This is a genomic window from Streptomyces sp. DH12 (genome assembly GCF_020873895.1).
GTDB lineage: Bacteria > Actinomycetota > Actinomycetes > Streptomycetales > Streptomycetaceae > Streptomyces.
Window position 1 is genome coordinate 1 of sequence record NZ_JAHWGT010000025.1, and the last position, 25929, is coordinate 25929.

Sequence of the window (25929 nt, forward strand, 5' to 3'; positions counted from 1 at the left end):
GCGCAATCCGGCGACCGGCCCCGTTTCCGGGCATCCGCCCCTTTTACAGCACCTTCGACAGGAACGCCTTCGTCCGCTCGTGCTGCGGGTCGGTGAGCACGTCGCGCGGGTTGCCCGACTCGACGACCACGCCGCCGTCCATGAAGACGAGCGAGTCGCCCACCTCGCGGGCGAAGCCCATCTCGTGCGTGACGACGACCATCGTCATGCCCGACTCGGCCAGGTCCCGCATGACGTCCAGGACGTCACCCACGAGCTCCGGGTCGAGCGCCGACGTCGGCTCGTCGAAGAGCATCAGCTTGGGCTCCATCGCCAGCGCCCGGGCGATGGCCACGCGCTGCTGCTGGCCGCCGGAGAGCTGCGAGGGGTAGTGGCCCGCGCGGTCGCCCAGGCCGACCCGGTCCAACAGCTTCAGCGCACGCTCCCGCGCCACCGCCTTGGACTCGCCCTTCACCTGGACCGGCGCCTCCATGACGTTCTCGACGGCCGTCATGTGGGGGAAGAGGTTGAAGCGCTGGAAGACCATGCCGATGTCCCGCCGCTTCAGCGCGACCTCGTTGTCCTTCAGCTCGTACAGCTTGTCGCCCTTCTGGCGGTAGCCGACCAACTCGCCGTCGACGTACAGCCGGCCGGCGTTGACCTTCTCCAGGTGGTTGATGCACCGCAGGAAGGTCGACTTGCCGGAGCCGGACGGGCCGATCAGGCAGAAGACCTCGCCGGGCGCCACCTCCAGGTCGATGCCCTTGAGGATGTGCGCGGCGCCGTAGGACTTGTGGACGCCCTCGGCCTTCACCATGGCGGTCATGCGGTGCCTCCCTGCCGGCTGGAGAACGACATCAGGTGCGTCTTCACCTTCTGCCAGGGCGTGTCCGGCAGCGCGCGGGAGCTGCCGCGCGCGTAGTACCTCTCCAGGTAGTACTGCCCGACGCTGAGGATCGAGGTCATGATCAGGTACCAGGTGGCCGCGAGGAAGAGCATCTCCACCGGGGCGCCGGACGACTGGCCGATGTCCTGCGCGTTGCGGAGGAGCTCGTAGTACTGCACCGCCGCCACCAGCGAGGTCGTCTTCAGCATGTTGATGACCTCGTTGCCCGTCGGGGGCACGATGACGCGCATCGCCTGCGGGATCACGATGCGGCGCAGCGTCTTGCCGTGGGTCATGCCCAGGGCGTGGGACGCCTCGGTCTGGCCCTCGTCGACCGCGAGGAGGCCAGCGCGGCAGATCTCGGCCATGTAGGCGGCCTCGTTCAGCCCGAGCCCCAGGAGCGCCGTGAGGAACGGCGTCATGAAGTCGGACCACTCGTCCTTGTAGACCGGGCCGAGGTTGATGTACTCGAAGACCAGGCCCAGGTTGAACCAGACGAAGAGCTGGACCAGGACCGGGGTGCCGCGGAAGAACCAGATGTAGAACCAGGCGATCGACGACGTCACCGGGTTCCTCGACAGGCGCATCACCGCGAGGAGGATGCCGCCGACGATGCCGATGGCCATGGACAGGACGGTCAGCAGCAGGGTCTGCCCGACGCCCTCGATGATGCGGTCGTCGAAGAAGTAGTCCGGGATGGCGTCCCAGTTGATCTGGCCCTGCGCGAACGCGTACACGATCGCGGCGAAGGCCGCCAGGGCGAGGACGGCGGTGACGTACCGGCCGTAGTGGCGGACCGGGACGGCCTTGATCGCTTCGGGGCCGGCGGGCGGGACGTCGTCCTCCGGGCCCTTCTTCTTCATGTCAGTTGTCACAGTGGTGGTGCCTTTCAGTGGCCTGTCGGTGCCGGCCGGGAATCAGGAACCGCCGTTGATCTTGGCCTCGGTGACGGCGCCCTGGGCGACGCCCCACTTCTCGAGGACCTTCTTGTACTCGCCGTTGGCGATGACCGCGTCCATGGCGGCCTTGATCGCGTCACGCAGCTGCGTGTTCTTCTTGGCGACCGCGATGCCGTACGGGGCGGCCTCGACCTGCTCGCCGACGATCTGGAAGTCCTTGCCGCCGCCCGAGGTCTTCACGGTGTACGCGGCGACGGGGAAGTCCGAGGAGCCGGCGTCCGCGCCACCCGCGCGCAGCCGGGTCTGCGCCTGCTGGTCGGTGTCGAAGGCCTCGATCGCGATCGCGGGCTTCTTGCCGTCCACGCACTTCTTCGACTCGGCCTTGGCCAGGTCCTCCGAGACGGTGCCGCGCTGGACGACGATCTTCTTGCCGCAGAGGTCGGCCCAGGTCTTGATGCCCTTGTCGACGCCCTTCTTGGTGTAGATGGAGACGCCCGCGTTGAAGTAGTCGACGAAGTCGACGCCCTCGCCGACCTTCTTCCCGGTCTCCGAGTCGATGCCCTGCTGGCGGTCCTTCGTGTCCGTCATGGCCGACATGGCGATGTCGTACCGCTTGGACCGCAGGCCCGTGATGAGGGTGTCGAAGGTGCCGTTCTCGAACTGGAACGTCACGCCCAGCTGCTTGCCCATGGCCTCGGCGAGGTCCGGGTCGATGCCGACCGTCTTGCCCGACGCGTCCTTGAACTCGACCGGGGCGTAGGCGATGTCCGAACCGACCTTGATGACGCCCTTGTCGCGGATGTCCTTCGGCAGCTTGTCCGCCAGGGGGGCGGAGACCGCGGCCGACCCCTTCGTCTCGTTGCCGGAGGCCCCGCTCTGCGTCTGGTCGCCACAGGCGCTGAGCAGCATGGCGCCGGCGACCGCGGTCGCTGCGACCGCGGCGGTCCGGGACGTCCGCGGCGTCCGGGTCTTCGCGGCGGTCGAGCGGGTGGTGGTGCTTGCGGTCATGGTCGGTTTCCTCCGGCGGGTGAAAGGAATGCCAATGGGTCGGGCACGCACCTTCGGGTGTCGCGACCTCGTGTGATTACGGCATCTTGCCATTCGGACCACCCGTAACAAGGGCCTCAGCATGTCAAAATCGGGTAACGGGTGACCCCCGATGCTCATGACACCGGCCCACCACGGCCGCACCTTCTGCGGGATCCCTGCCGCCACGCCGGAAAATCTCCCGTGGATCTCGGCATCCGGACATCATTGCGGCCGCATTCCGGGGCCCAGTCGACTTGTCCAGACATTCGCCTATGAGTCATGTCACCGGGGTGGCGAAGGCCCTGGGCGAATGGCCGGATATGCGGCCCCCCGGCGTGAGCCCCGCGGGCCCGTGCCGGACCCCCTGCCGCGCCGCGATCGGACCCCCGGGCGGACCCGCCTCCGGGTGCCGGGGCGGACCCGGTCGCCCGCGACGATCAGCCGTCCGGGACACTTTCCGTGTGAGGGGTGTCGCGGCGAAACGGACTCGTCGGGGGTGCCCTCCGTCCGGTAAGAAGGATCCTTACACCCCTCATCCGGGGCTCAGGGCGCGTTGTGCGGCGCGCCCGCGCGTACGACCGACTCCCCGCAGGGGCGGGCCAACCGCCCGGGCGGGGGACGTACGCGGTGCCCGCCCACCCCTCCTCACCAGGAGTGGCCACCCTCAGACAATGAAGACTAAAGGGGTCATCCCAATGGCAGCGGAGATCGTCAACCCTCGTAGCGACAGCGATACCGCCAGCGGTACGCAGAACGCTTCGGACGAGCCCTTCGATCCGGCTTTCGCCCTCCACCGGGGCGGGAAGATGGCGGTGCAGGCCACCGTCCCCGTGCGCGACAAGGACGACCTGTCCCTCGCGTACACCCCCGGCGTCGCCAAGGTGTGCAGCGCCATCGCCGAGCGTCCGGAGCTCGTGCACGACTACACCTGGAAGTCGCAGGTCGTCGCCGTCGTCACGGACGGCACAGCCGTCCTGGGCCTCGGCGACATCGGCCCGGAGGCCTCCCTCCCCGTGATGGAGGGCAAGGCCATCCTGTTCAAGCAGTTCGGCGGCGTGGACGCGGTGCCCATCGCGCTCGCCACGACCGACACCGACGAGATCATCGACACCGTGGTCCGGCTCGCCCCGTCCTTCGGCGGGGTCAACCTGGAGGACATCTCGGCGCCCCGGTGCTTCGAGATCGAGCGCAGGCTCCAGGAGCGGCTCGACATCCCGGTCTTCCACGACGACCAGCACGGCACCGCGATCGTCACCCTGGCCGCCCTGCGCAACGCCGCCAAGCTGACCGGCCGCGGCCTGGGCGACCTGCGCGCGGTCATCTCCGGCGCGGGCGCGGCGGGCGTCGCCATCGCGAAGTTCCTGCTGGAAGCCGGGATCGGCGACGTCGCGGTCGCGGACCGCAAGGGCGTCGTCAGCCGCGACCGGGAGGACCTCACGCCGGTCAAGCGCGAGCTCGCCGAGCTCACCAACAAGGCCGGCCTGTCCGGCTCGCTGGAGTCCGCCCTCGCCGGCGCCGACGTGTTCATCGGCGTCTCCGGCGGTACGGTCCCCGAGCCGGCGGTCGCCTCGATGGCGCCGGACTCGTTCGTGTTCGCCATGGCCAACCCGAACCCGGAGGTCCACCCCGAGATCGCGCACAAGTACGCGGCGGTCGTGGCCACCGGCCGGTCGGACTTCCCGAACCAGATCAACAACGTGCTGGCCTTCCCCGGCATCTTCGCGGGCGCGCTCCAGGTGCGGGCCTCCCGCATCACGGAGGGCATGAAGATCGCGGCGGCCGAGGCGCTGGCGGGTGTCGTCGGCGACGAGCTCGCCGCCGACTACGTCATCCCCTCCCCGTTCGACGAGCGGGTGGCCCCGGCGGTCACCGCGGCCGTCGCGGCGGCGGCGCGCGCCGAGGGGGTAGCCCGGCGCTGAGCCGGGAAGCCCGCCCGGCGCCGAGCCGGTGCGCAGTGCGTGACGAGGGCCGTGTCGCATCCCGTGCGGGGGTGCGGCGCGGCCCTCGCGTGCGTCCCGGGCCCGCCGGCCCCCGACGCACGCCAGGGTGCGGGCGGGCACCGGCCGGTCACGCGGAGGTCTTCCTTCCGTCACCGCCGGGTGCTCTGATGCGCACGCCCACCCCCTACCCGCCCCGGGAGGCGCGAGTGAACCTGGTCGTCAACGGAGACGCCGAGAGCGGACCCGGCGGAAGCCCCGACCCCGTCGGCACCCTCACGGGCTGGCAGATCGTCGAGGGCGCCCCGGCGCTCGTCGCGTACGCCCACGGCGGGGGCTACCCCACCGCCAAGGACCCCGGCCCCCCGCGCCGCGGCAGCCGCTTCTTCTCCGGCGGCACCGCCCCCCGCACGATCCTCCTCCAGGACGTCGCCCTGCCCGCCGACGGCGCCACCGGGCACGCCGCCGTCGACGCCGGCCGGGTGCGGTACACCCTCGGCGCCTGGCTCGGCGGGTACGCGGCCCAGGAGGACGGCGCCCGGCTGTCCGTCGAGTTCCGCGACGCCGCCGGCACGCCCGTCGCGCTCAGCGTCCTCGGCCCCGTCACCTCCCGCGAGCGGCAGGGCCGTACCGGACTGGTGGAGCGCGCCGCCACCGCCGCCCTCCCGCCCGGAGCGCGCCGCGCCCGCCTCCTCCTGGTCCTCACCCGGACCGGCGGCGGCACCTCCAACGACGGCTACGCCGACGCGATCACCCTCACCCTGACCGCCACCGGGAGCGCCCTGTGAGCCTCGACCGACGGACCCTGCTGAAGGCCGCGGCCGCCGCGGGCGCCCTCCACACCGTCTGGCCGCTCGGCCCGGGGCTGTCGCCCGCGGGGGCCCGGGAGGCGGCGGAGGCGCTGGGCGCCGTGTACGAGGCCGCGCCGTTCACCCTCGGCGTGGCCTCCGGCGACCCGACCGCCACCGGCGTGCTGCTGTGGACGCGGCTCGCGCCCGAACCGCTCGCCGCCGAGCAGCCGCTGCCCGAGGTCGTCGAGGTCGGGTGGGTGGTCGCCGAGGACGCGGCGCTGACCCGGGTCGTCGCGCGCGGCACCGCCCCGGCCTCCGCGACGCTCGGCCACAGCGTGCACGTACCGGTCGGCGGACTCGCCCCGGGCCGCACCTACTGGTACGCCTTCACCGCCCTCGGCCGCACCAGCCGCGTCGGCCGCACCCGCACCGCGCCGGCCGGGCCGGTGCCCCGGGTCCGCTTCGCCGCGGCCAACTGCCAGGCGTTCCACGACGGGTACTACGCCGCGCACCGCGGCATCGCCCGCGAGGACGTCGACTTCGTCGTCCACCTCGGCGACTACGTGTACGAGCACGGCCCCGTCGGCGGCGACCACGTCCGCGACCACGAGGGCCCGGCCGTCCTGAGCCTCGCCGACTACCGCCGCCGCCACGCCCTGTACAAGGGCGACCCGTCCCTGCGCGACGCCCACGCCGCCCACCCGTGGTTCCTGACCTGGGACGACCACGAGGTCGTCAACGACTACAGCGGCACGGGCGGCGGGGCGCCGTTCCTCCAGCGCCGGGCGGCCGCGTACCAGGCGTGGTACGAGAACATGCCGCACCGCGACCGGTCGGCGACCTCCGCCCTCCCCGACCCGGAGATCCACCGCGTCCGCCGCTGGGGCGACCTGCTGGAGCTGACCGTCCTGGACCTGCGCTCGCACCGCTCGGCGCAGAACCTGCCCGACGGCACCATCCTGGGGCCCGCGCAGAAGGGCTGGCTCAAGGACACGGTCGACCGGGCACCCGAGGGGTGGCACGTCTGGGCCAACTCGATCATGCTGAGCCAGCTGCGGGCCCGGCCGGGCGGCCCGTACATGTTCACCGACCAGTGGGACGGCTTCACCGCGGAGCGGAAGGAAGTCCTCGGCCACGTCCACCGCAGCGGCCTGGAGGACCTCGTCGTCATCACGGGCGACTGGCACTCGGCCTTCGTCGACGACGTGCGCGCCGACTTCGACGACCCGTCGTCGCCGCTGCTGGGTACGGAGTTCACGGCGCACTCGGTCACCTCGGGGGCGTACTCCGCCGACTGGAACGCCGCGAACGGCCCCGTCATGGGCCGCGCCAACCCGCACCTGAAGTACTTCGAGGGCAACCGCTACGGCTACGACGTCTACGAGGCCACCCCCGAGCGGTTCACCGCCCACCTGCGGGTGATCGCCGACCGGCGGGACCCGGCCTCGCCGGTCACCACGCTGACCAGGTTCCACGTCGACCGGGGCAGGCCGGGCTCCTACGAGGACCCCGCCACGAAGGGCTCCCCCGCCCAGTGGCGGCGCGACTGACGGACCGGGACTGACGGACCGGGACTGACCGGACCGGGACTGACGGTCCCGGACCGACGGACCCGGACCGCGACGGCCGGGGCGGTACGCGCGCGGGGCGCCGGACGGTACGCGGGGGCGCGGGGCGGCGGGCGGAGGGACGTGCGTCACACCGGCGCGTGGTTCCGCCGCGTACCGGCCCGCGCCTAGTCTCGGGGCCATGTTCGCTGCCTATGCCGCACGTATCGACCGCGATCAGCCCCTCAACGGCCTGGAGCTGGGCGACCGCCCCGAGCCCGAGGTACGGCCGGGCTGGACCACCGTCACCGTCCGGGCCGCCTCCCTCAACCACCACGACCTCTGGTCCCTGCGCGGGGTCGGCCTCCCCGAGGACAAGCTGCCGATGATCCTCGGGTGCGACGCCGCCGGCGTCGACGAGGACGGCAACGAGGTCGTCATCCACTCCGTCATCGGCCAGACCGGGCACGGTGTCGGACCGCGCGAGCCCCGCTCGATCCTCACCGAGCGCTACCAGGGCACGTTCGCCGAACGGGTCGCCGTGCCCGTCTGGAACGTGCTGCCGAAGCCCAAGGAGCTCAGCTTCGAGGAGGCGGCCTGCCTCCCCACCGCCTGGCTCACCGCCTACCGCATGCTCTTCACCAACGCCGGCGTCCGCCCGGGCGACTCCGTCCTCGTGCAGGGCGCGGGCGGCGGCGTGGCCACCGCCGCGATCGTCCTCGGCAAGGCCGCCGGCCTGCGGGTCTTCGCCACCAGCCGCGACGAGGCCAAGCGGAAGCGGGCCGTCGACCTCGGCGCCGTCGACGCGTTCGAGCCGGGCGCCCGGCTGCCGCAGCGCGTGGACGCGGTGATCGAGACGGTGGGCGCGGCCACCTGGTCGCACTCGGTCAAGTCGCTGAAGCCGGGCGGGACGCTCGTCATCTCCGGCGCGACCAGCGGCGACCGGCCCTCGCACGCCGAACTGACCCGGATCTTCTTCCTGGAGCTGAAGGTCGTCGGCTCGACGATGGGTTCGAAGGACGAGTTGGAGGACCTGCTGTCCTTCTGCGCGGCCACCGGGGTCCGGCCGGTCATCGACGAGGTCCTCCCCCTCGACCGGGCGCGGGAGGGCTTCGCGAAGATGGAGTCCGGCGACCTCTTCGGGAAGGTGGTCCTGACGCCCGTTTCCTGACGAGCCTCTTGATGGACCGCCAGTCCGGCTGATGGGATCTCCGGCATCGCGCGCACGACCACGACGCCATGCCGGAGGTCCTCATGCGAACCACCGTCAGCGCCCTCCTCCTCGCCGCCCTGCTGGCCGCGGCAGCCCCGGCCCCGCAGGGGGCCGCCGGGGCGCCCCCGGGCCCGACCGCCGCGGCCACCGCGCCGGCGGCGGGCATCCCGCCCCTCACCGACGAGCGCGGCCGGACCCTGACCCTGCGCGGCTGGAACGTCGAGGACAAGACCCACCGCGGTGACGCGGCCCTGTCGGCCGTCACCGAGCGCCACTTCCGCGACCTGCGGGCCCGCGGCTTCAACTTCGCGCGCCTGCTGGTCTTCTGGGACGACCTGGAGCCGCGGCGCGGCCGGTACAGCGAGGCGTACCTGGGGAAGATCGAGCGGATCCTCGACTGGGCGCACCGGTACGACATCCGGGTCGTCGTCGACGCCCACCAGGACGTCTTCGGCCCCGCCTTCGGCCACCGCGGCATCCCGGAGTGGGCCACCCGCACCGACGGCCTGCCCTTCACCCCGCACCCGGACGACTGGTTCGCCGAGTATTTCGAACCCGCCGTGCAGCGCGCCTTCACCCATCTGTACGAGGACCGGGACCTGCGGCGCGCCCAGGCGGCGATGTGGCGGGTCCTCGCCGGCCGCCTCGCGGGCCACCCGGCGCTGCTCGGCTACGACCTGATCAACGAGCCGATGGGCGAGCTGCGCGAGGGCGAGGACCTGCCGACGGCCGCCCGCCGGATCGAGCGCGACCACCTGACGCCGCTGTACGACCGCCTCGCGGACGCCGTCCGCTCCGTCGACCGCGACAGCTGGCTCTTCGTCGAGCCCACCCCGATCGTCGGCGAGGGCGTCCCGACGGGGCTGGGCCGCGTCGACGACCCGAAGGTCGTCTACGCCCCGCACTTCTACGACACGGCGATGGAGGCGGGCGCCGACTACGACCCGTCGGCGGGGTGGATCGAGGCGTACGAGGCGGCCGTGACGCGGTACCCGAGGACGTACCGGGTGCCGGTCGTGGTGGGGGAGTGGGGCCCGCTGAACAACGCCCTGCCCAACATGGGCCGCTTCTACCGCGACGCCCTCGCCTCCCTGGACCGCTACAGCTCGGGCTGGGCCGGGTACGTGTGGTGCTACGGCGGGGGGTACTGCGCCGTCGACGAGACGGGCGCCTTCCGGACGAACAAGGAGCGGACGGCCGCGCCCTACGCGGAGGCGGTGGCGGGCCGGGTGCTTTCCCGGAGCCCGGAGCGGCTCGCCTACGTCGCCGGGCGCGGCGGCGCGACGGTCCTCTCGCTCCCCCCGTCGGCGCACGGGTGGCGCGTCACCGTGGAGGGCCGGGCGTGGCCCCGCGCGCAGAGCGTGCCGCCGGGCCCGTCGGTGCGGGTGCGGGTGCACGCCGTCCCGGGTGCGCGGGTGACGGTCGCCGTCACGCCGTCGGGCAGCTGAGCCCCCGCCGACCGGCGCGCCCCCACCCCCCTCCGTCGTCAACTGTGGTTGACGTCGGAGGGGGTGTCAACGTATGTTGACGCCATGAGCGAAGCAACCGATCTCGCCGCACGCGCCGGCGACCGCGACCCCCGGGTGGGGCTGCGGGCGGTGGCCGCGCTGCGGCGGCTGCTGGAGCAACTGGAGGCCGTCCAGGTCCGCGGCGCCCGCGCCCAGGGCTGGTCGTGGCAGGAGATCGCGGCCGAACTGGGCGTCAGCCGCCAGGCCGTCCACAAGAAGCACGGGAGGCGTTGATGTTCGAACGGTTCACGAAGAACGCCCGGAGCACCGTCAAGGGCGCCGTCGCCCACGCGGAGCGGGCGGACGCCGACGGCGTCACCGAGGAGCACCTGCTGCTCGCCCTGCTCGACCTGGACGCCGGCCCGTCCGCAGCCGCCCTCACCGCCCTCGGCGTCGACGGCCGGCGCGCCTCGGTGGAGGCGGCCCTGGCGGAGGCCCGGCGGCGAGGCGGCCTCACCAGGGCGGACACGGACGCCCTGGCCGACCTCGGCATCGACGTCACGGAGATCGTCGCCAAGGTCGAGGCGACCCACGGGGCGGGCGCCCTGGCGGGCGGCCGGAAGGCCGTACGCCCGCGCTCCCGTCGCCGGCCCTTCACCCGCCCGGCGAAGGACGTCCTGGAACGGTCCCTGCGCGTCGCCCTCGGCCGCGGGGACCGCCACATCGGCGACGAGCACCTCCTCCTCGCCCTGGCCGCCCGCCCGGGCGTCGTCGCCGACGTCCTCGCGGACCACGGGGCGACGTACGCCGCCCTGGCAGAGGCGCTGCCCACCGGGAGCGGCGCCGCCCGGCCGAGCTGACCGGGACCGCACGACCGCGGCCGCCACCGACCGAGAGTCCGAGGAAACACCCGCATGCCGACGTCCACGATCCTCCCCGCGCTGCCCTGGTTCCTGGCGGCGGCCCTCTTCCTCGCCTCCGAGGTCCGCGACCGGGCCTCCCGCGGGGGCGGGCGGCGGGGAGGCGTCCCCGCGCCGGCCGGGGTCCGCTGGCCCCGGGCGGGCGCCTTCACCGGCGCCGCCCTGGCCGGAGCGGTCCTCGGCGGCCTGGTCGGTCCGGGGCTCCACCCGGCGTGGGCCGCGCTCCACGCCATCGCCTCGCTGGTGGTGTTCATCGCGCTGACGAGGTTCCTGGGCCGCTCGCCCGGCGCCGGGGCGACCACGGCGCTGTCCGCCCCCGCCGCCGCCTTCTCCTTCCTCCTCCCGGGCTGCCTCGCGTAGGCCGGGGCGCGCCCGCCCGCGGCGTGTCCCGCTGATCCGGCCTGATCGACGAGACACCCCCTGGGTCGGGGCCGCGCCCCCTAGGTCCTGTCCGGAAAGTCCGGCCCAGGCGGGACTTCCCGGACAGGGCCTAGTGGCCCGGGCCGCGCAGCAGGGCCGTGAGGTGGTGGGCCGCCGCCGCGAGGTGGTGGCGGGCCTCGGTCAGCTGCGCGGGCGTCATGCCGTGGTCGCGGGCCGCGTCCCGGACGTCGTCGCGGAAGCGGTCCAGCAGCCGCTCCAGGTCCCGGGCGGGGTCGCCGGCCGTACCGGTGTCCGCGGCCCGCCACCGCTCCGGCTCCCCGTGCCGCTCCCGCCCCTCCGGCTCCCCGTGTCGCTGCGGCCCCGGGTCCTGGGCGGGTGGGAAAAGGCCGCCCAGGCCCTTGGTGAGCTCCGTGAGGCCCTCGCGGACCCCCGCGGGCCAGTCGCCCCGCGAGACGCGCTCCTGCACCCGCTGGGCGACCCGCAGCACCTCCTCGCGGGCTCGTTCCCGGGCCTCGGCCGCCTGGCGCCGCGCGGCCCGCGCCTCCTCACGCGCGCGGCGCGACTCGTCGCGGGCCCGCCGCGTCTGCTCCCGCCACTCCTGCCGGGCCCGCCGCAGCTCCTCCTCGGCGCCGCGCCACGCCTCCCCGTCCGCCGCCGCCCGCGGCCCGCCCGCCGCGCCCCGCACGTCGGTGCGCGGCCCCGCCCTGAGCCCGGCGGCCAGTTCGGCGACCGACGCGCGGATCTCCCGCTCCAGGTCGGCCAGCTCGCCACCGCGCGCCGCCAGTTCGGCGCGCCCCGCCCCGGTGATCGAGTAGACCTTGCGGCCGCCTTCCGAGGCGTGCCGGACCAGCCCCTCCGCCTCCAGCTTCGCCAGGCGCGGGTAGACGGTGCCCGCCGACGGCGCGTACAGGCCCTGGAAGCGCTCCTCCAGCAGCCGGATCACCTCGTAACCGTGGCGCGGGGCCTCGTCGAGGAGCCTCAGCAGGTACAGCCGCAGACGGCCGTGGGCGAAGACGGAGGGCATGGCGCGGGACCTTTCCGGAAGGGGGCGTCGCCGACCGGTCCCGACGCCGCCGGAACGCGGCATATCGCGTCGACCCGCACCACGATATGTCGCGGGACGGGCACGTCAAGGCCGCCGGAATGCGCGAATTGTCCTAGCGTGGGGCGCATGGACGCGACAACGACGGGCGCGCTGCTGCTGTGCCGGGCCGACATCGGCGCGGTCGCCGCCCCGGCGCACCTGCTGGGCGAAGACGTGGTGCTCACCCCCGCGGGCCCCGGCTGGAGCGCCGTCGTCCCCGAGGGGCGCCCCTGGCGCCACGGGGCGGCACCCGTCGAACGCGTCGCCACCGGCTGGGCCACCGCCCTCGCGGTGGGCGCCCCCTGGCCGGTGGTCGCCCTGTGGTGGGACGGCGACCGCGCGGGCTGCACCCTCGCCGCCGGCTTCCGCAGGCCCGTCGACTACACCTGGCTCGCCGACGGCACCCCCGCGGGCGAGGACGAGGCCGTGCTCACCTTCGCCGAACGCCTCGGCCTCGACCCGGTCCTCGACGTCCAGGACCTCCAGGCCCTCACCCGCGACGACCCGGACGCCGACGCCCGGGCCCGCCTGGTGGGCCTCCTCGCCGTCCTCGGCCGCCTCGGGGTGCGGCTCCCGCCGGGCGTCCAGCCCGGCGAGCCCTCGGCCCGCCTGCGTGCCGCCGCCCGCGCCCGCCCCGACGCCCGCACGGCCGAGGGCCGCGGCCTGCGCGACGCCGTACGGGCCGAACTGGACGCCGCCGAGCACGGCAGGCTCGGCCCCTGGCTGCGCGGCCCGCGCGCCCGCGCCCTGGCCGCGGCCCAGCTGGCCGCGGGGCTGCCCCTCACCGCCTGGGCCCTCACCCGCCGCCCGCCCGGCGTCGGCTGGGCCTGCGCGGGGGCGCTGCTCGCCCTCCAGGGCGCGTTGGGGCTCGCGTACGACCGGATGCGCGCGACCGGCCCGCCGGCGGCACCGCCGCGGCGTCCGCCCGGCGGCTGACTACTCGTCGTCCTCGTCGTCCAGCCGCGCCAGCCAGGTCGCCAGCCGCTCGACCGGCACCTCGAAGTCGGGGTTCAGGTCGACGAAGGTCCGCAGCTGCTCGGCGAGCCAGGCGAAGCTGACCTCCTCCTCGCCACGCCGGCTCTCCAGCTCCTCGATGCCACGATCGGTGAAGTACAAGACGGTGCTCCTGATTTGCCCGCGGCCGGTCGGCCGACACTGCCTCCCAGCCTAGGACGGACCACCGGCGGCGCGTGTCGAAGGGTCCCTCCGAGTACGCCGGTACGCCGGCAGGCCCGCACGCCGTACGCCGGAGGGCCCGGCACCCGTGACCAACGGGTGCCGGGCCCTCCGGCCGTGCGTGCGGTGCCGCCGGTCAGACCTCGAAGACCTCGGACACCAGCTGCGCCTGCTCCGCCTGGTGGCGCTTGGCCGAGCCGACCGCCGGGGAGGAGCTGTGCGGCCGCGAGATGCGGCGCAGGCGCTCGCCCTGCGGGATGTCCGCGCCGACCGCCAGGTCCAGGTGGTCGATGAGGTTCAGCGCGATGAACGGCCACGCGCCCTGGTTCGCCGGCTCCTCCTGCGCCCAGATGTACTTCTCGGCGTTGGAGTACTTGGCGATCTCCGCCTGGAGTTCGGCGCCCGGCAGCGGGTACAGCCGCTCCAGCCGGATGATCGCCGTGTCCGTGGCGCCGCGCTTCTGCCGCTCGGCCTCCAGGTCGTAGTAGACCTTGCCGGCGCAGAAGACGACCCGGCGGACGGCGGCCGGGTCGGCCGACGCGTCACCGATGACCGGGCGGAACGAGCCCTGCGTGAACTCCTCCATCTTCGACGCGGCGGCCTTCAGGCGCAGCATCGACTTCGGGGTGAAGACCACCAGCGGCTTGTGGTGCGGGTTGTGCACCTGCCACCGCAGGAGGTGGAAGTAGTTCGACGGCAGCGTCGGCATGGCGACCGTCATGTTGTTCTGCGCGCACATCTGGAGGAAGCGCTCCGGGCGGGCGGACGAGTGGTCCGGGCCCTGGCCCTCGTAGCCGTGCGGCAGGAGCAGCGTGACGCCGGAGGTCTGGCCCCACTTCTGCTCGGCGGAGGAGATGAACTCGTCGACGACCGTCTGCGCGCCGTTGACGAAGTCGCCGAACTGCGCCTCCCACATGACCAGCGCGTCCGGGCGGGCCAGGGAGTAGCCGTACTCGAAGCCCATCGCCGCGTACTCGCTGAGCAGCGAGTCGTAGACGTTGTACCGGGCCTGCTCGTCCGCGAGGTAGAGCAGCGGCGTGTAGTCCTCGTTGGTCTCCTGGTCGACCAGGACCGCGTGGCGCTGGCCGAACGTGCCGCGGCGGGAGTCCTGGCCGGCGAGGCGGACCGGGGTGCCCTCCATCAGCAGCGAGCCGATGGCCAGCGTCTCGCCCATGCCCCAGTCGATCGTGCCGTCGTAGATCGACTGCGCGCGGCGCTGGAGCTGCGGCAGCAGCCGCGGGTGGACGGTGACGTGGTCGGGGATGTTGACCTGGGACTCGGCGATCCGCTTGACGACCTCCTGCGTGACGGCCGTGTTCAGGCCCTCCGCGGGGAAGCCGGCCTGCGGGTCGACGGCCATGCCGCCACCGGGCTGCCCGGTGGCCTCGCGCACCTCGGTGAAGACCTTCTCCAGCTGGCCCTGGAAGTCCTGGAGCGCCTGCTCCGCCTCCTCCAGGGTGATGTCGCCGCGACCGATCAGGGACTCGGTGTACAGCTTGCGCACCGAGCGCTTCTTGTCGATCAGCGAGACCATCGCCGGGTTGGTGAACTGCGGGTTGTCGCCCTCGTTGTGCCCGCGGCGGCGGTAGCAGATGAGGTCGATCACGACGTCCTTGTTGAACGTCTGGCGGAACTCGAAGGCGAGCCGCGCCACGCGGACGCACGCCTCCGGGTCGTCGCCGTTCACGTGGAAGATCGGCGCCTCGATCATGCGGGCCACGTCGGTGGCGTACATCGAGGAGCGCGACGACTCCGGCGCGGCGGTGAAGCCGACCTGGTTGTTGATGACGACGTGCACCGTGCCGCCGGTGCGGTAGCCGCGCAGCTGCGACATGTTCAGCGTCTCGGCGACGACGCCCTGGCCCGCGAAGGCCGCGTCGCCGTGGAGGGCGATGGGCAGGACGGTGAAGTCCGTGCCGGCCTTGCCGATGATGTCCTGCTTGGCGCGGACGACGCCCTCCAGGACCGGGTCGACGGCCTCCAGGTGGGAGGGGTTGGCGACCAGGCTGACCTTGATCTGCTCGCCGTCGAGGCCGGTGAAGGTCCCCTCGGCGCCCAGGTGGTACTTCACGTCGCCGGAGCCGTGCATCGACTTCGGGTCGAGGTTGCCCTCGAACTCGCGGAAGATCTGCGCGTACGACTTGCCGACGATGTTCGCGAGGACGTTCAGCCGGCCGCGGTGGGCCATGCCGATGACGACCTCGTCCAGGCGGGACTCGGCCGCCGAGTCGATCACCGCGTCGAGCAGCGGGATGACGGACTCGCCGCCCTCCAGGCTGAAGCGCTTCTGGCCGACGTACTTGGTCTGCAGGAACGTCTCGAACGCCTCGGCGGCGTTCAGCCGGCGCAGGATGCGCAGCTGCTCCTCGCGCTCCGGCTTGGAGTGCGGGCGCTCGACGCGGTCCTGGATCCACTTGCGCTGCTTCGGGTCCTGGATGTGCATGAACTCGATGCCGGTGGTGCGGCAGTACGAGTCGCGCAGGACGCCGAGGATGTCCCGCAGCTTCATCATCGACCGGCCGCCGAAGCCGCCGACCGCGAACTCCCGCTCCAGGTCCCACAGGGTGAGGCCGTGCTCGGTGATGTCCAGGTCGGGGTGCTTGCGCTGGCGGTACTCCAGCGGGTCGGTGTCGGCCATCACGTGGCCGCGGACCCGGTAGGAGTGGATCAGCTCGAAGACGCGCGCGGCCTTCGTGACGTCGTCGTCGTGCGAGGCGTCGATGTCCTTGAGCCAGCGGACCGGCTCGTAGGGGATGCGCAGCGACTTGAAGACATCGTCGTAGAAGTCGTTCTCGCCGAGGAGGAGGCTCGCCACGATCCGCAGGAACTCGCCGGAGGCGGCGCCCTGGATGACCCGGTGGTCGTACGTCGAGGTGAGGGTCATCACCTTCGAGATGCCCAGCTTGTTCAGGGTGTCCTGCGAGGTGCCCTGGAACTCGGCCGGGTAGTCCATCGAGCCGACACCCATGATCACCGACTGGCCGGGCATCAGGCGCGGCACGGAGTGGACCGTGCCGAGGCCGCCCGGGTTGGTCAGCGAGACGGTGACGCCGGTGAAGTCGTCCATCGTCAGCTTGTTGGCGCGGGCGCGCCGGACGATGTCCTCGTACGCCTGCCAGAACTCGAAGAAGCCGAGCGTCTCGGCCTTCTTGATGGCCGCGACGACGAGCTGGCGGTCGCCGTTGGGCTTGACCAGGTCGATGGCGAGGCCGAGATTGACGTGCTCCGGCTTCACCAGCGTGGGCTTGCCGTCCTTGATCTGGTACGACCAGTTCATGGAGGGCATGGCCTTGATCGCCTGCACCATGGCGTAGCCGATGATGTGCGTGAAGGAGATCTTCCCGCCGCGGGCCCGCTTCAGGTGGTTGTTGATGACGATGCGGTTGTCGAACAGCAGCTTCACCGGGACCGCGCGCACCGAGGTGGCGGTCGGCATCTCCAGCGAGGCGTCCATGTTCTTCGCCACGGCGCCGGCGGGGCCGCGCAGCGTCACGAACTCCGGACCCGCCGCGGACTCCGCGGGCGGGGCGGCCTTCGCGGGCGCCGGCTTGGCGGGCGCCGGCTTGGCGGCGGGGGCCGCGGCGGCGGGCTTCGGCTGGGCCGGAGCCGGAGCCGGGGCCTGCGCGGGCGCGGACGGCGCCGGCTGCGCGGCGGGTGCGGGCTGCGCGGGGGCGGCGGGGGCCTGTGCGGTGGGCGCCTCCGCCGCCGGGGCCGGCGTCACCGTGCCCGCGGCCCCCGAGGCCGCGGGGGTGTCGCCGGCGGGCTCGTCCGCCGAGCCGGACGCGCCCGGCTTGTAGTCGGCGAAGAAGTCCCACCAGGCGCGGTCGACCGAATTTGGGTCCTGGAGGTACTGCTGGTAGATCTCGTCGACGAGCCACTCGTTGGCGCCGAAGGCGGCCGCAGGGTTTTGGCCCTGGCCGTCTTGGTCGGTCGAGATGCTCGAGTTACTGGGGGACTGAGACGACACGGCGGCAACCGCCCTCTTCCGCTTCACAAGGTGATGGACAGCGGGAATCAAGGCTACGCCTCTCCCGGCGGGAGGTGCAGGCCGGGCGTGCCATCGTCGCGCACATCACATCGAACGACGAGTTTCGCGGGAAGAAATGGCGGGAAACAAGCGTGGTTCGGTGATGACCCGCTGTGACCGGGTAGCGCGCGTCGGAGCTGCGGTCACCTGCGGTCCGCACCCCTGACCGGCTCCGTCCCCCTCCGCGCCGGTACGCCGTACTGGTACACGGACGGAGAACGGTTCCGGTTCGAACCCTATGTCAACCGCGCGGTCGGGGAATCCCCGGAAGGGTGACGAGGATGCGGCAGCCGCGCGCCGATTCGGCCACACCGATACGGCCACCGTGCAGATCGACCGCCCAGCGGGCGATGGCCAGGCCCAGCCCCGTACCGCCGTCGCTGCCCGGCCCGTGCGGTGCGGGGACGCTGCCCCGGTTGAACCGCTCGAAGACCTTGTGCCGCTCCGACGGAGGGATGCCGGGCCCGTCGTCCAGGACCTCCAGGTCCAGCGAACCGGGGGAGGAGCCGCGGCGGGCCCGCACCGTGACGCGGCCGTGCGGCGGCGAGTGCTTCACGGCGTTGTCGACGAGGTTCGCCACCACCTGGTGGAGCCGCTCGACGTCGGCGTGGGCGGTCAGCTCGGGCGGGGACACGTCCAGGTGCAGGTGCACGTCCGTACGGGTATGGGGGCGGCCGCCGGCGCCGACGGCGCGCTGCGACGCGGCGAGGCTGGCCTCCTTGAGGACGCCCGACAGATAGGGCCACACCTCGAAGGGGCGGCGGCGCAGCGGGACGACGCCGTTGTCCAGGCGGGACAGGTCCAGCAGCGTCTCCACCAGGCGGCCCAGCCGCTCGGTCTGCGCCAGGGCCGTGCGCATGGTCTCCGGGTCGGCCGCCGAGACGCCGTCCACGACGTTCTCCAGGACGGCCCGCAGCGCGGCGATGGGCGTGCGCAGCTCGTGCGACACGTTGGCGACCAGCTCCTTGCGGTGCCGGTCGACCGCCTCCAGGTCGTCCGCCATGCGGTTGATCGTCTCGGCGAGGTCGCCCAGCTCGTCCCGGCGCCCCGCGCCGCGCACCCGGCGGGTGTAGTCGCCGTGCGATATGCCCTTGGCGACGGTGTTCATCTCGTCCAGCGGCGCGGTGAGGCCGTGCGCCACGAACTGGGTGAGCAGCAGCGTGGCGATCACCGAGAAGACGGTGATGAACCGCAGCTCGGTCTCCGTCCGCAGGGCCACCAGGAGCAGGCCGGTGGTGATGAAGACGGAGACCACGACGAGCGTGCCGAGCTTCGTCTTGATGGAGATGGTGACCGGGCCGAGCCGCCCGCGCCGCCGGGCGCGGCCGCCCGCCCGGCAGCGGCCGCCCGACGGCCGCCCCGCCCCGTGGTCCGCGCCTCGGGGCGTCCCGTGGTCCGTCGCGCGCTCCGTCCCGTGGCCTGACCCGGGGTCCGGCGCCGGGTCGGTCGTCCCGTCGGGTGCCGGGTCCGTCGTGCGGTCCGGCTCAGGGTCCGGGGCCCGGTCCGCGCGAGCCCGCGGGCGGCCTCGGCTCATGGCGCCGGGGTCTCCAGGGCGTATCCCACCCCGTGCACCGTGCGGATCCGCTCGGCGCCGATCTTCCGGCGCAGCGCCTTGATGTGGCTGTCCACGGTGCGGGTGCCCGAGGCGTCCGCCCAGTCCCACACCTCCGCGAGCAGCTGCTCGCGGGAGAGGACCGCGCGCGGGGTGTTGGCCAGGCAGACCAGCAGGTCGAACTCGGTCGGCGTCAGGTGCACGTCGTCGTTCCTGACGCGCACACGGCGCTGGGCGTGGTCGATCTCCAGCTCGCCGAGGCGCAGGATGCCGCTGCGCGGGGTGACCGCGGCCAGGGCGGCCCGCTCGACGCGCCGCAGCAGCACGTGGACCCGGGCCACCAGCTCCCGCATGGAGAACGGCTTGGTCATGTAGTCGTCGGCGCCGACGCCGAGACCGACCAGCATGTCCGTCTCGTCGTCCCGCGCGGTGAGCATCAGGACCGGTACGGGCCGCTGGGCCTGGACCCGGCGGCAGACCTCCAGGCCGTCGAAGCCGGGCAGCATGACGTCCAGGACCATCAGGTCCGGCTGCCACGCCTCGGCGGCGTCGACCGCCGCCGGACCGTCCGACGCGGTCTGGACCAGGAACCCCTCCGCCCGCAGCCGGGCGGAGATGGCCTCCACGATGGTCGCGTCGTCCTCGACGACGAGGACCCGGCGCTGCGTACCCGGCGTGACCGCGCTGCCGGTGTGGCTGGTGTGTGCGTGCTCCATGCCCCGCCCCCGTCGCGTCCTGCGCGAGCTGTAGATCCGTGCGTTCCGGCAACAACATAAAGGCAGCGACCGCGTCCAGGCTACGCGGGGCGAACCCCGAGGTGGACGACGTCCGGTACGCCCCGGGCAACCGCGACCTCTTCGGTCCTTACCCCGCTGAATCCGGCATTCCGCAAGGACGTTTCGAAATCGGCGGACGGGCGGGCGGACCACACGGCGAGGACGCCCCCGGGTCTGAGCCGGCGCGCGCAGGCGGCGAGGCCGGACGGCGAGTACAGGCCGTCGTTGCCCTCCGTGACCGTCCAGTCGGGGCCGTTGTCGATGTCGAGGCAGAGCGCGTCGTAGGCGTCGGTGACCTCCGGGTCGCGCACGTAGGCCACGAGGTCGGTGTGGAGCAGGACGGTCCGGGGGTCGGCGAGCGCCGCGGCGGAGAGGGCGCGGAGCGGGCCCTCGCGGTGCCAGTCGACGATGGCCTGCTCCCGCTCCACGACGGCGATGCGGCCCCAGGCGGGGTCGGCGGCGGCGTGGGCCAGGGAGAAGCCCACACCGAGGCCGCCGATGAGCACGGAGGGCCGGTCTCCGGTGCCACCGGTGCTCCCCGGGTCGCGGCCGCCGTCGGGGGTCCCGCCGGCGGCGCCGTCGGCGGCCGGCGTCCCGCCCAGGGCCCGGAGCGCGGCGTCGACGAGCAGCCGCTCGGAGCGGCCGTCGGAAGTGTCCATGAGGAAGGTGCCGTTGGCGATGATCTCGAAGTGGTCGTCGCGCCTCCGCAGCACGACTTCACCGTACGGTCCTTCACGTCGGTCGAGCGTCACTGGCATGCGCCAAGCCTATGCGGCGCGTGAGGGCCCGCCCTGACCCCGTGTGACCTGCGTCATGGACCGCGGTGCGGTCGGCCGCACGGGGTAAGGGGCCCCGGTGGGCCGGGGCGTTGACGGATGCCGGCGGCCGGGAGGAAGGGGGGTCGCCGTGCGCCTCGACGTGGAGACCCGCGGTACGCCGGACGGAGCCGAGGCCGCGGGGCGGCCACCGGGCCGCGTGCCCCGCCCGCGCGCGCCCGAGCGCACCACCGGCGAGCCGACGGCGGCGCCGACCCGCCCCGCCGCTTCGGTCGCGCCGGTCCCGCCCGCCGTGCCGGTCCCGCCCGCCGTGCCGGTGGCCGCCGCCGTGCCGGTCCGGGCCGCCGCTCCGGTGCGGTGGCCGCGGGGCGGGGCCCGGTGGTGGGGGGCGCTGCTGCCGACACCGACCGGCACGCCGTTCACCTTCGGGTACGCCCTCGTCCTCCTCGCGACCTCGCTCTACGCTGAGTTCGGCGACCCGCGGACCGTCGGCGCGCTGCTGCACGCCTCCAGTACCGACGTCGCCCACCTGTCCCGCGCCCCGGTGGCGGTCCTCCTGGCGAGCGCGCTGTGGGTGGCGGGCGGCCTGTCCTCCCCGTACGCCGTCGGTCTCGTCGTCGTCCTCACGGCGCTGGAGCGGCGGATCGGGGCGTGGCGGGCGGCGGGCGTGTTCGCCCTGGGGCACGTCGGGGCCACGCTGGTGACGCAGGTCCCGGTGGCGGTGTCCGTGGTCGCGGGGCACCTGCCGGTGACGTCCCTGCACCGCCTCGACTACGGGATCAGCTTCGGCGTGCTCGCCTGCGTGGGCGCGCTGTCCGGGCTGCTCGGGCCGGTGGCGCGCGGTGCGGTCCTGGCCTGGGTGGGACTGATGCTGCTGTGGGACCTGGTGGCCTTCGAGGACCCGCCGACGGCCTGGGGCCACGTGCTCGCGCTGCTGATCGGCGTCGCCGGGTGGCCGCTGCTGCGGCGCGCCGCCGGACGGGCCGCGGCGGCGCGGTGACCGGCCGCCCTACGGGGCGGAGCCGTCGCGTACGACACCGGTGAGCGGCCCCTGGTGGTGCCACCCCAGCGAGGCGTACAGGGCGCGGCCGTCGACGGTGGCGCCGAGCACGCCGGTCGCGGCGCCGGCCCGGGCGGCCGCCGTCTGGAGGTTCCGCATGACCAGGCTGCCGAGGCCGCGCCGCTGGTGGCCGTCGAACGTCTCGATCTGGTCGAACACCGCGGTGGGGCCCGTCGGGGCGACCTGCCCGCGGGCGGCGAGCTCCCCGTCACCGGTGAGGACGCGGACGTGGTGGACGCCCTCGTGGAACTCGGTGCGCAGCGTGTACCCGGCCGGCGGCGCGGCCTCGGGGGCGGGGGTCAGCGCGGTGTACATCATGAAGCCCGGGTCGTCCGGGACGGTCCACTGCGGGGTGAGCCACCCGGCGACGTCCTCCGGCTCGGCGAGCACCTTCAGCCAGGCGTACGGCTGGGTGACCGTCTCGCAGAGCTCGCGGACGGCGGCCTCGTCCGGCTCCGGCAGCACATGGCGGAAGACGTGCCGGCTGAGGCCCACGTCGATGCGGTAGCCCCAGGGCTCGACGGCCGCCGGCGGCGTACCGCGCGAGACGGTCCAGCCGCGGACCCACGCCGCGGTAATGGCTGCGTTCTGCATCAGGCCATTACACCGCAGGTGGCGCGCCTCCCACCAGCGGGTTACGGATCGAGAGGATGCCGGCACTCCGTGTGGGCGCGGGCAGGGGCGCGGACGGGGAGGCGTCCGCGCGTCAGTCCAGCCAGACCAGCACCGCGTCCCCCTCCCGCGCCGCGGAGGTGAGGAACGGGACCAGCTCGCCGTAGTGGTGCGTCACGTAGTCGAGGGACTCGCCGCGCTCCCACACCACGCTCGGATACACGTCCGCCCGGGCCAGGTCCTCCGGCCCGACGCCCTCCACCAGCCGGGCCTCGGGCACGGCCGCCAGCGCCTCCGCGGCGGCGCGGACCCGCTCGGGGGTGAGGTAGCGCGGCGGCGCGTACCCCCAGTCGCCGGCCTCCGGAAGCGCCGCCTCGCCGAAGACGACGTCGACCGGGAAGTCGAGCCGCGACAGCAGGAAGTCCAGCGCGTGCCACGCCTTGTCGGTGCTCAGGCAGCGGGCGGCGGCCGCGCCCGGCTCCTCGTCCAGCTCCGCCTCGACCAGCTCGTCGACGAGCCCCCGGGCCCACTCGGGGTCCCCGAGCGCCCGCTCGAACTGCGCCGGTGTCAGCCGTACGTACTCTCCGATCATGCTCATGGACGGATCGTAGGAGCCCCCACTGACAACGGCCCGGGGCCGCGGGCCCGCCGGTCGGCCGGACCGCCCGCGTCACCAACGGTCGATGTCAGGTTCATCCGAATTCTGCACGGCTCGTGTCCGGTGACCGGGGCCGCGCGAAGTAGGTGTGGCCACTTGGCACCCGCAGCCGGTCGGACCGACTCTGCATCCTCGACGGTCACCGTCCATGCCGTCTGCGGGTGTGCGCCACGACGCACGCCCGCAGACGCCGCTTCCCGACTCGGTTGCGAGGGCCGTTCCCCTTACTCGGCCCCCTCGATGACCCCGTGGACGGCTACGCAGTAGTAGATCCCTTCGATGTCCTGCACCACGCCGTTCTTGGCGCGGCAGTCCGCCTCCGAGATGGGACCTGGGTCTGCCATGGACGGTGTCCCACCGATGACGGTGAGCGCCAGAGCGGTGCAGGTCATGACGATGATGGACGCGGTTCGTCGCATGGGCGCCTCCTCCTGGATCACGAGTTGCGCCGAACGTTTCACAGCCTCGACGTCGCTCGGTTTGCCGACGCACCCCCGAAAGAGTGAGTACCTGCGCGCGAGACCCGAGGGTCCTTGATCCCGGTGATCACCCCGACCTGGGGAACCGCTTCACGCACGACCCAACAGACCTGTGCAGCCTCGGACGCACGATTGATCTGACTTCTGCAAGGTCCAGCACTACGAGACAGTCGACAGGTGATCGCTGTGGGCGAACAGCCATCGGGGAACACCCGGGCGCTCACAAGCATTGAGTCGGTACAGCTCAACTTGACTGCCGAAGGGGAGATCATGGCTTCGACGTCCGTACCGCTCACCCTGCCCGTGCTGCCGCTCGACGACGAGGTCGTCCTGCCGGGCATGGTCGTGCCGCTGGACCTGTCCGACAACGACGTGCGGGCCGCCGTGGAGGCCGCCCAGGCCGCCGCCCGGGACGGGAACGACAAGCCGCGGGTGCTGCTCGTGCCGCGGGTCGACGGCACGTACGCCGCGATCGGCGTCCTCGGCACCGTCGAGCAGGTCGGACGGCTCTCCGACGGCGACCCCGGGGCGCTCATCCGCGGCCGGGCGCGCGTGCGGATCGGAGCCGGTACGACCGGACCCGGCGCGGCGCTGTGGGTGCAGGGCACCCGCGTGGAGGAGGCCGTGCCGGAGCCGCTGCCGGGGGCCGTGGCCGAGCTCGTCACGGAGTACAAGGCCCTCGCCACCAGCTGGCTGCGCAAGCGCGGGGCCTGGCAGGTGGTCGACCGGGTCCAGCAGATCGACGGTGTCGCCGCGCTCGCCGACAACTCGGGGTACTCGCCGTTCCTCACCACCGCCCAGAAGGTGGCCCTGCTGGAGACCGTCGAGCCCGTCGCGCGGCTCCGGCTCGCCACCGAGCAGCTGCGCGAGCACCTCGCCGAGCAGGACGTCGCCGAGTCCATCGCCAAGGACGTGCAGGAGGGCGTCGACCGCCAGCAGCGCGAGTTCCTCCTGCGCCGCCAGCTGGAGGCCGTCCGCAAGGAGCTCCGCGAGCTCAACGGCGAGGACGACGAGGGCGGCACGGACGACTACCGGGCCCGCGTCGAGGCCGCAGACCTGCCCGCGAAGGTGCGCGAGGCCGCCCTCAAGGAGGTCGACAAGCTGGAGCGCGCCAGCGACCAGTCCCCCGAGGGCGCCTGGATCCGCACCTGGCTCGACACCGTCCTGGAGCTCCCGTGGAACGAGCGCACCGAGGACCGGTACGACATCCGGGGCGCCAAGGAGGTCCTCGACGCCGAGCACGCCGGGCTCGACGACGTGAAGGAGCGCATCACCGAGTACCTGGCCGTGCGCAAGCGCCGCGCCGACCGCGGGCTCGGCGTCGTCGGCGGGCGCCGCGGCGGGGCCGTGCTCGCCCTCGTCGGCCCGCCCGGCGTCGGCAAGACCAGCCTCGGCGAGTCCGTCGCCCACGCGATGGGGCGGAAGTTCGTCCGCGTCGCCCTCGGCGGGGTACGGGACGAGGCCGAGATCCGCGGCCACCGCCGCACCTACGTCGGCGCCCTGCCCGGCCGGATCGTCCGCGCCGTCAAGGAGGCCGGGTCCATGAACCCCGTCGTCCTCCTCGACGAGATCGACAAGCTCGGCTCCGACTTCCGCGGCGACCCCGCGGCCGCCCTGCTGGAGGTGCTGGACCCCGCGCAGAACCACACCTTCCGCGACCACTACCTCGAAGTCGAACTCGACCTGAGCGACGTCGTCTTCCTCGCCACCGCCAACGTCCTCGAAGCCATCCCCGAAGCCCTGCTGGACCGCATGGAACTGGTCCGCCTCGACGGTTACACCGAGGACGAGAAGGTCGTCATCGCCCGCGACCACCTGCTGCCCCGGCAGCTGGAGCGGGCCGGGCTCGACCGGGACGAGGTCGTGGTCGAGGAGGCCGCCCTGCGCAGGCTGGCCGGCGAGTACACCCGTGAGGCGGGCGTGCGGAACCTGGAGCGCTCCCTGGCCCGGCTGCTCCGCAAGGTCGCCGCCCGGGCCGAACTGGGCGACGGCGAGCTGCCCGCCACGATCGGCGCGGACGACCTGCGCGGGCTCATCGGGCGGCCCCACCACGTACCGGAGTCCGCGCAGGACCCGGCCGAGCGCCGCACCGCCGTGCCGGGCGTGGCCACCGGACTGGCCGTCACAGGCGCGGGGGGCGACGTCCTGTTCGTGGAGGCGTCGCTCGCCGACCCGGAGACGGGGGCGGCGGGGCTCACCCTCACGGGGCAGCTCGGCGACGTCATGCAGGAGTCCGCCCGGATCGCGCTCTCCTTCCTCCGCTCCCACGGCGCGGAGCTCGAACTGCCCGTGACCGGGCTGAAGGACCGCGGCGTCCACATCCACTTCCCGGCCGGGGCCGTGCCCAAGGACGGGCCGAGCGCCGGCGTCACCATGACCACCGCGCTCGCCTCGCTGCTCAGCGGCCGGCTGGTGCGCACGGACGTGGCGATGACCGGGGAGGTGTCCCTGACCGGCCGGGTGCTGCCGATCGGCGGGGTGAAGCAGAAGCTGCTCGCCGCCCACCGGGCGGGGATCACCACCGTGGTCATCCCCAAGCGGAACGAGCCCGACCTCGACGACGTGCCCGCCGAGGTCCTGGACACGCTGGAGGTCCACACGGTGACGGACGTCCGGCAGGTGCTCGACATCGCCCTGGCCCCGGCGACCACCGCCGTGGTGGCGGCGGCCTGACGCCCCGCGCCCGGCACGGGCGGCGA

At 73.6% G+C, this 25929-nt stretch carries 23 protein-coding genes; 11 read left to right on the forward strand and 12 right to left on the reverse strand.

The features are described from left to right. Window positions 1-43 precede the first annotated feature (43 nt). The 3 genes from LPA54_RS22300 to LPA54_RS22310 are packed head-to-tail and all read right to left on the reverse strand — an operon-like array spanning window position 44 to window position 2772. Entirely contained in the window at window positions 44-805 is a 762-nt protein-coding gene (locus LPA54_RS22300; RefSeq protein WP_306806522.1) for an amino acid ABC transporter ATP-binding protein, read from the reverse strand. Continuing rightward, window positions 802-1728, reverse strand: coding sequence for an amino acid ABC transporter permease (locus tag LPA54_RS22305; protein ID WP_228980555.1), 927 nt, complete (start codon window positions 1726-1728; stop codon window positions 802-804). The genes LPA54_RS22300 and LPA54_RS22305 overlap by 4 nt, the downstream gene beginning before the upstream one ends. 54 nt (window positions 1729-1782) lie before the next feature. Beyond that, window positions 1783-2772: an ABC transporter substrate-binding protein gene (locus LPA54_RS22310; RefSeq protein ID WP_228980556.1), complete on the reverse strand. Its 990-nt coding sequence runs from the start codon at window positions 2770-2772 to the stop codon at window positions 1783-1785. A gap of 716 nt (window positions 2773-3488) precedes the next feature. On the opposite strand from LPA54_RS22310, the gene LPA54_RS22315 reads away from it, so the two are divergent. The 8 genes from LPA54_RS22315 to LPA54_RS22350 all read left to right on the forward strand — a co-directional run bounded on the left by LPA54_RS22315 (window position 3489) and on the right by LPA54_RS22350 (window position 11009). Continuing rightward, window positions 3489-4712 carry an NADP-dependent malic enzyme gene (locus LPA54_RS22315; protein ID WP_228980559.1) on the forward strand — a complete coding sequence of 408 codons (1224 nt, stop codon included), beginning with the start codon at window positions 3489-3491 and terminating at the stop codon, window positions 4710-4712. 227 nt (window positions 4713-4939) lie between these two features. Further along, a complete protein-coding gene (locus LPA54_RS22320; protein WP_228980679.1) occupies window positions 4940-5518 on the forward strand; it encodes a phosphoesterase in 579 nt (192 codons plus the stop codon). Then, complete coding sequence (locus tag LPA54_RS22325) at window positions 5515-7071, forward strand: alkaline phosphatase (RefSeq protein ID WP_228980561.1); 1557 nt, start codon at window positions 5515-5517, stop codon at window positions 7069-7071. The genes LPA54_RS22320 and LPA54_RS22325 overlap by 4 nt, the downstream gene beginning before the upstream one ends. Before the next feature lie 199 nt (window positions 7072-7270). Then, the gene (locus LPA54_RS22330; RefSeq protein WP_228980564.1) at window positions 7271-8239 is read left to right on the forward strand and encodes a zinc-binding dehydrogenase; all 969 of its coding nucleotides are present in this window, start codon (window positions 7271-7273) and stop codon (window positions 8237-8239) included. A gap of 83 nt (window positions 8240-8322) precedes the next feature. After that, on the forward strand, window positions 8323-9729 hold the full coding sequence (locus LPA54_RS22335) for a glycoside hydrolase family 5 protein (protein WP_228980566.1): 1407 nt from the start codon (window positions 8323-8325) through the stop codon (window positions 9727-9729). Between the two features lie 84 nt (window positions 9730-9813). Next, window positions 9814-10023 carry a helix-turn-helix domain-containing protein gene (locus tag LPA54_RS22340; RefSeq protein WP_228980568.1) on the forward strand — a complete coding sequence of 70 codons (210 nt, stop codon included), beginning with the start codon at window positions 9814-9816 and terminating at the stop codon, window positions 10021-10023. Beyond that, complete coding sequence (locus tag LPA54_RS22345; protein ID WP_228980569.1) at window positions 10023-10589, forward strand: Clp protease N-terminal domain-containing protein; 567 nt, start codon at window positions 10023-10025, stop codon at window positions 10587-10589. The genes LPA54_RS22340 and LPA54_RS22345 overlap by 1 nt, the downstream gene beginning before the upstream one ends. 54 nt (window positions 10590-10643) lie before the next feature. Continuing rightward, complete coding sequence (locus LPA54_RS22350; RefSeq protein WP_228980570.1) at window positions 10644-11009, forward strand: hypothetical protein; 366 nt, start codon at window positions 10644-10646, stop codon at window positions 11007-11009. A gap of 130 nt (window positions 11010-11139) precedes the next feature. On the opposite strand, the gene LPA54_RS22355 is transcribed toward LPA54_RS22350, so the two are convergent. After that, the gene (locus LPA54_RS22355) at window positions 11140-12054 is read right to left on the reverse strand and encodes a PadR family transcriptional regulator (RefSeq protein WP_228980571.1); all 915 of its coding nucleotides are present in this window, start codon (window positions 12052-12054) and stop codon (window positions 11140-11142) included. Window positions 12055-12201: 147 nt separating this feature from the next. Here LPA54_RS22355 and LPA54_RS22360 point away from each other — a divergent pair, with 147 nt between their 5' ends. After that, on the forward strand, window positions 12202-13050 hold the full coding sequence (locus tag LPA54_RS22360) for a hypothetical protein (protein ID WP_228980573.1): 849 nt from the start codon (window positions 12202-12204) through the stop codon (window positions 13048-13050). On the opposite strand, the gene LPA54_RS22365 is transcribed toward LPA54_RS22360, so the two are convergent. From LPA54_RS22365 to LPA54_RS22385, 5 genes are all read right to left on the reverse strand, one after another. Further along, a complete protein-coding gene (locus LPA54_RS22365; RefSeq protein ID WP_058943427.1) occupies window positions 13051-13230 on the reverse strand; it encodes a DUF6104 family protein in 180 nt (59 codons plus the stop codon). 196 nt (window positions 13231-13426) lie between these two features. Further along, the gene (locus LPA54_RS22370) at window positions 13427-17257 is read right to left on the reverse strand and encodes a multifunctional oxoglutarate decarboxylase/oxoglutarate dehydrogenase thiamine pyrophosphate-binding subunit/dihydrolipoyllysine-residue succinyltransferase subunit (RefSeq protein ID WP_228980575.1); all 3831 of its coding nucleotides are present in this window, start codon (window positions 17255-17257) and stop codon (window positions 13427-13429) included. A gap of 301 nt (window positions 17258-17558) precedes the next feature. After that, window positions 17559-18851, reverse strand: coding sequence for a HAMP domain-containing sensor histidine kinase (locus tag LPA54_RS22375; RefSeq protein WP_228980577.1), 1293 nt, complete (start codon window positions 18849-18851; stop codon window positions 17559-17561). Further along, a complete protein-coding gene (locus LPA54_RS22380; protein WP_228980578.1) occupies window positions 18848-19585 on the reverse strand; it encodes a response regulator transcription factor in 738 nt (245 codons plus the stop codon). The genes LPA54_RS22375 and LPA54_RS22380 overlap by 4 nt, the downstream gene beginning before the upstream one ends. 80 nt (window positions 19586-19665) lie before the next feature. Next, window positions 19666-20403 carry a spermidine synthase gene (locus LPA54_RS22385; RefSeq protein WP_228980581.1) on the reverse strand — a complete coding sequence of 246 codons (738 nt, stop codon included), beginning with the start codon at window positions 20401-20403 and terminating at the stop codon, window positions 19666-19668. A gap of 148 nt (window positions 20404-20551) precedes the next feature. Here LPA54_RS22385 and LPA54_RS22390 point away from each other — a divergent pair, with 148 nt between their 5' ends. Next, a complete protein-coding gene (locus tag LPA54_RS22390) occupies window positions 20552-21421 on the forward strand; it encodes a rhomboid-like protein (RefSeq protein WP_308112886.1) in 870 nt (289 codons plus the stop codon). Window positions 21422-21430: 9 nt separating this feature from the next. Here LPA54_RS22390 and LPA54_RS22395 read toward each other — a convergent pair whose 3' ends face one another. From LPA54_RS22395 to LPA54_RS22405, 3 genes are all read right to left on the reverse strand, one after another. Continuing rightward, entirely contained in the window at window positions 21431-22075 is a 645-nt protein-coding gene (locus tag LPA54_RS22395) for a GNAT family N-acetyltransferase (RefSeq protein WP_228980582.1), read from the reverse strand. A gap of 112 nt (window positions 22076-22187) precedes the next feature. Next, on the reverse strand, window positions 22188-22691 hold the full coding sequence (locus tag LPA54_RS22400) for a YfbM family protein (RefSeq protein WP_228980583.1): 504 nt from the start codon (window positions 22689-22691) through the stop codon (window positions 22188-22190). Between the two features lie 284 nt (window positions 22692-22975). Beyond that, window positions 22976-23170 carry a hypothetical protein gene (locus LPA54_RS22405; protein WP_228980584.1) on the reverse strand — a complete coding sequence of 65 codons (195 nt, stop codon included), beginning with the start codon at window positions 23168-23170 and terminating at the stop codon, window positions 22976-22978. Window positions 23171-23500: 330 nt separating this feature from the next. On the opposite strand from LPA54_RS22405, the gene lon reads away from it, so the two are divergent. Then, a complete protein-coding gene (lon, locus tag LPA54_RS22410; RefSeq protein ID WP_228980586.1) occupies window positions 23501-25903 on the forward strand; it encodes an endopeptidase La in 2403 nt (800 codons plus the stop codon). Window positions 25904-25929: the final 26 nt, after the last annotated feature.